Raw genomic sequence first — 4,199 nt, 5'->3', positions numbered from 1 at the left:
CGGGTGATGCGGGCGCGTCTGCACGCGGCCCATACCGGCTTGTCTCCGGAGCGTGCGTTGGAACACCTGACACGCATCCAGCATCACCGCATCCGCATCCGCATCCGCATCGCGCAGTGCGCTGAACACCCCGAGCAGATCCTCAGCATCCGCCACGACTACAGCGGGCAGGACCTCCTCGGAAGGGCCGCGGACTGGAACGCTGTGGTACTTCCCCGTCACCTGCGCTACAACCTTGGAGGCTGCGCCCTCATCCACGGCAATAAAGCCATCGCCTTCTACTTTGCGCTTTACAGCACCGTGCGGCGGGCGTGATGCAGGAGCCGTGTGGGCATCTCGTACTCGAGCTCCCAGACGATGCTCATCGGCTTGCTGCCCTCATGGCGCTGGTAGCGAACCGGGCCACAGAAGGTGAACGGCTCGCTCAGGCCGGTCGCATCGCGCTTGGCCCGCCGAACGAACAGCATGGGGGTGTAGCCAAGCTCTTCATGATGGATGTAGCGCTGACCGGTGTGCGAGGTGGGAGAGGTGCCGGACTGAGACTGCCAATGGAACCGCCGCTCGTTGAGGGCGTAGTCCTCGTACATGGTGGTGGGGGAGAACTCCTGCTCGGATTTCTCCAGGGTGACGAACAATGCATCGACCCGGCGCTCGGGCACATGACGAACCCCTTCCTGCTGGGTAATCGGCTTCTCCAGGCTCCCTAGCCCCAGCGCCAGCAGGATCTGCTCGCGGGTGTAGGACGCGTGCAGTTCCAGCGGCCCAGTCTGCTCCGGGAAAGTGATGCCGCTGCCCGGTATCATCCGCTCTCGCCGCCAGGCGAGTACTTCCTGGAGATCGCGATAAAGCGGGCGGTGTTCGCGAACGAAGCCGTCCACCGCGGAGAGATCGCCACTCCCTGGCCGTGTCTTACCCCACAGCATGCTGTGGAGAAGAGTCAGCCGGAGCCTATCCTCTTCAGCAAGCTGATCCATGTTCGCGGCCGGCTGCGCCAGACGAGTCTGCAGGGTTTCCAGCAACTGCCGGTCGTCGCATCGGACCAAGCGCTGCAGCCCCCGTTTGAGGCTGCTGGCATAGGGCCCCAGCGCTTCGGCCGACTCGCCTCCACAGTCCGCGCGCAGCCGCGACGGCAAGTCTTTGCGCAGCAGATCCTCCGCATCGTCCATATGCAGGCAGTCGAGCATTTCGGGCAGGCTGACGGCATCGATGTCCTGCTGGAAACAGCTCTTCAGCTCGCGGACTATCTGCGGACGCTGGCGATTGATCTGCGCGCGGATGTTGTCTAGGACCCGTTGGCTGGCCAGGCGGTCGAGGTGGATCAGACAACCGCTGGGCAACCAAGGGAAGCCTTGCTCGATCTGGTGGTCCACGCGCTTTTCCGGCCGGGCGCTGAGGGCGCGGAAACGATCGGCGTAGCGAAAGCGGCGATCCTGTGGCGCTACGAAATCCAGCACCGTCAGGTGCGGCTTGCCCTCATTCAGGCGCAGTCCACGGCCGAGCTGTTGAAGATACACTGTCAGACTCTCGGTTGGCCTAAGCAGCAATAGCGTGTCGACCTCTGGTAGATCCACACCTTCGTTGTAAAGGTCTACCGTGAAGACGAAGCGAATGCGCCCCTCGCGCAGGTCGCGCTGTACCGACTCCCGCTCGTGGTCCGAGCTCTCGCCGGTCAGCACCGCGCTGGGCACCTGCTTGGCCGAAAAATACTTGGCCATGAACCGGGCATGGGCGCGGCTGATGCAAAAACCCAAGCCTCGGACGGTGCCGAGATCCGTGGCGTGTTCATGGGTCTGCTGCAACACCCAATCAGCGCGCGCCTGGTTGCCGGTGAAAACGCCTTCCAGCTCTTCGGCGTCATAGCCCCCGCGCTGCCAGCTCACCCGGCTCAGATCCACGGACTCGTGGTCGGCCACGCCGAAGTAGTGGAACGGCACCAGCAAGCGCCTTTCGATCGCATCCGGCAGGCGGATCTCATGCGTATAGCGCTGGCCAAAATACTTGCGGATATCGTCGGCATCCGTGCGTTCCGGCGTCGCAGTCAGGCCGAGCAGGCATCTGGGCCGCACATGCTCGAGGATGCGCAGGTAGCTGCCGGCGCTACTGTGATGCGCCTCATCCAGAACCACGTAATCGAAATGCCCCGGGGCGAGTTGATCGAGGTCTCGGGCATTCCAGCTTTGCACCGTGCAAAACAGGTGGCGGTCCTGACGCGGGCGCGCCCCGCCCACCAGCACGTCGCCAAAATCGTGGTCCTGCAACACATGACGGAAGCTGGCCATGGCCTGACGCAGGATCTCCTCGCGGTGGGCGATAAACAGCAGCGACGGCCGCCCCTTATTCGCCCGCTCGCGGGCAAAGCGCCGATAGTCGAAGGCGGCGATCATGGTCTTGCCGGTACCGGTGGCGGCGATCACCAGATGGCGGTTGATCCCCGAACGGCGTTCGCGCTGGATGTCCTCCAGGATCTCCTCCTGGAACGCATACGGACGCAGATCGAAGAACGTGGTGGCATCCTTCTGCACTGTCGACCCTGTGCAGGCTTCCGACTCGAGCGCTTGTTGCAGGCGAGGCAGATCTTCCGCGGCGAGGGGTTCAAACTCAGCCGGATCCTGCCAGTGTGCTTCGAACGAGGTCTGGATCTGGCGCCACATATGCGGTAGCTCATATTCGCTGACCTTCGCCGTCCACTCCAGGCCCTCATCCATCGCCACCCGCGACACATTCGCCGACCCGATGTAGGCACTGCCAAACCCCGTGTTCCGATGGAACAGGTACGCCTTGGCATGCAGTCGCGTGCGGTGCGTGTCGTAGGAGACCCGAATCTCGGTGTTCGGTAGGCTCAGCAGAAACTCGATCGCCTTCAGATCCGTGGCCCCAAGGTACGAAGTCGTCGCGATCCGCAGCCTGGGCGAGCCGCAAGTTGCCGGGGTCTCGGTAAAGCGCTTCAGCGTCTCCCGCAGGGCCCGAATCCCGCTCCATTTGATAAACGACACGAGCCAATCGGCGCGATCCGCGGTGGCCAGTTCCTTCTCGATCTGCGTAACGAGACTCGGTGTGCGATCAGACCCGGTGAGCAGGCTCGACAGGGCCAGTGGTACGTCGGGCCGTACCGTCTCCCGCTGCCCAACCCGGTCGGCGGCCCGGGAACGCACTTCCAAAAGCTGCCGAAACGGAGGGTGCGGAAGGTCCTCCTCGATCCCGGACAGCGGATGGCCGGCCGCCGTCAGTGCGGCCGCCAGTGCCTGCACGGCCCGCGTCCAGTCCTCATGCCCCTTCTCGCGCAGTTCTCCAGCCCGCTCCGCCAGCCGCTGCGCCAGTTCGGCGAACAGGCTCATCGCCAGATCGTCACCCTCGAGCCCCTTCCCCCAACGGGCGTGATCCTCCAGGCCAAGCGCCTCCAGCGCCTGGCGTACTCGAGGCGTGTCAAGGCGCTCATGCAGTCCGACCCAGTCGACCGTGGACATGCCCTTGGCTGGGTCGTCTCGGCTCATGTGGAACGTCCAGCAATGAAGAATTCAAGCAATGGCACGTCGGCCGGCGCGAGATCGAGGTCACGGGCCTCCTGCGGGCACACCCAGCACCAGCGGTCATGCACGGTCAGCCTCGGCGCCACGTCATCCGTCCATGCCCGCAGGGCGACCAACTGGAGCTCCCCGTTCCCCGGAATCCACGTGCGACCGATCTCTTCCCCCACCCGGATCTCCATCGCCAGCTCCTCACGGAACTCACGCCACAGCGCAGCCTCCAGGCTCTCGCCCGGCTCCGTCTTGCCCCCAGGGAATTCCCAATACCCGGCAAGTGTTTGATCGATCCCCCGACGCGCGAGGAAGATCTGTCCGCACGAATCCTCGAGGATCCCGCAGACCACAACGGCCTGGGTCGTTGATGTGAGCGTATCCAACCCGGGCTCTCCATTCTGACTGGTGGCATGCTACCAGGGAGGACCGGACAGCTTCCCGGATAGCCACGGGCTCTCAAGTGCAAGCGGTACAGCCTCTGAGTAGCCGCGGCCCATTCTCGGATGACGGTGCTTTGCGGAATCTGTATAGCTGTCATGCCCCGGGGGGGTGAGGAAGCCGTGTCTCACGACCGAAAAACCCTCACGCCCGCCGTGTTCCCGGGAAGCTTCCATCCACGTAGAACCACTCCCCGTTCACCCGCCGGAACCGGCTGCGTTCGTGCAGGCGCTGTCCGCGACC

Annotated in this window: 3 protein-coding genes and 1 pseudogene; 1 reads left to right on the top strand and 3 read right to left on the bottom strand. The window is 64.1% G+C overall.

The genetic code is table 11. From position 1 onward, the window contains the following. Window positions 1-315, top strand: a pseudogene (locus tag ACESL5_RS09065) (hypothetical protein); the annotation flags it as partial. On the opposite strand, the gene ACESL5_RS09060 reads toward ACESL5_RS09065, so the two are convergent. The 3 genes from ACESL5_RS09060 to ACESL5_RS09050 form a co-directional block, all read right to left on the bottom strand. Continuing rightward, complete coding sequence (locus ACESL5_RS09060) at window positions 291-3,491, bottom strand: DEAD/DEAH box helicase (RefSeq protein WP_372592460.1); 3,201 nt, start codon at window positions 3,489-3,491, stop codon at window positions 291-293. The pseudogene ACESL5_RS09065 and the gene ACESL5_RS09060 overlap by 25 nt on opposite strands. Beyond that, window positions 3,488-3,901 carry a (deoxy)nucleoside triphosphate pyrophosphohydrolase gene (locus ACESL5_RS09055; RefSeq protein WP_372592459.1) on the bottom strand — a complete coding sequence of 138 codons (414 nt, stop codon included), beginning with the start codon at window positions 3,899-3,901 and terminating at the stop codon, window positions 3,488-3,490. The genes ACESL5_RS09060 and ACESL5_RS09055 overlap by 4 nt, the downstream gene beginning before the upstream one ends. 199 nt (window positions 3,902-4,100) lie before the next feature. Continuing rightward, window positions 4,101-4,199: YchJ family metal-binding protein (locus tag ACESL5_RS09050; protein WP_372592462.1), on the bottom strand; the 99-nt coding region annotated here is incomplete at its 5' end.

This window comes from Guyparkeria sp. (assembly GCF_041687595.1).
In the GTDB taxonomy this organism is placed as follows: Bacteria; Pseudomonadota; Gammaproteobacteria; order Halothiobacillales; family Halothiobacillaceae; genus Guyparkeria.
The sequence above is the reverse complement of the archived record's forward strand: the minus strand, read 5'-3'. Positions and strand labels throughout refer to the sequence as shown.

Bases quoted from the DNA above. Each gene is read 5' to 3' on its own strand.
- ACESL5_RS09060 (WP_372592460.1), bottom strand. From the start codon at position 3,491: ATGAGCCGAGACGACCCAGCCAAGGGCATGTCCACGGTCGACTGGGTC.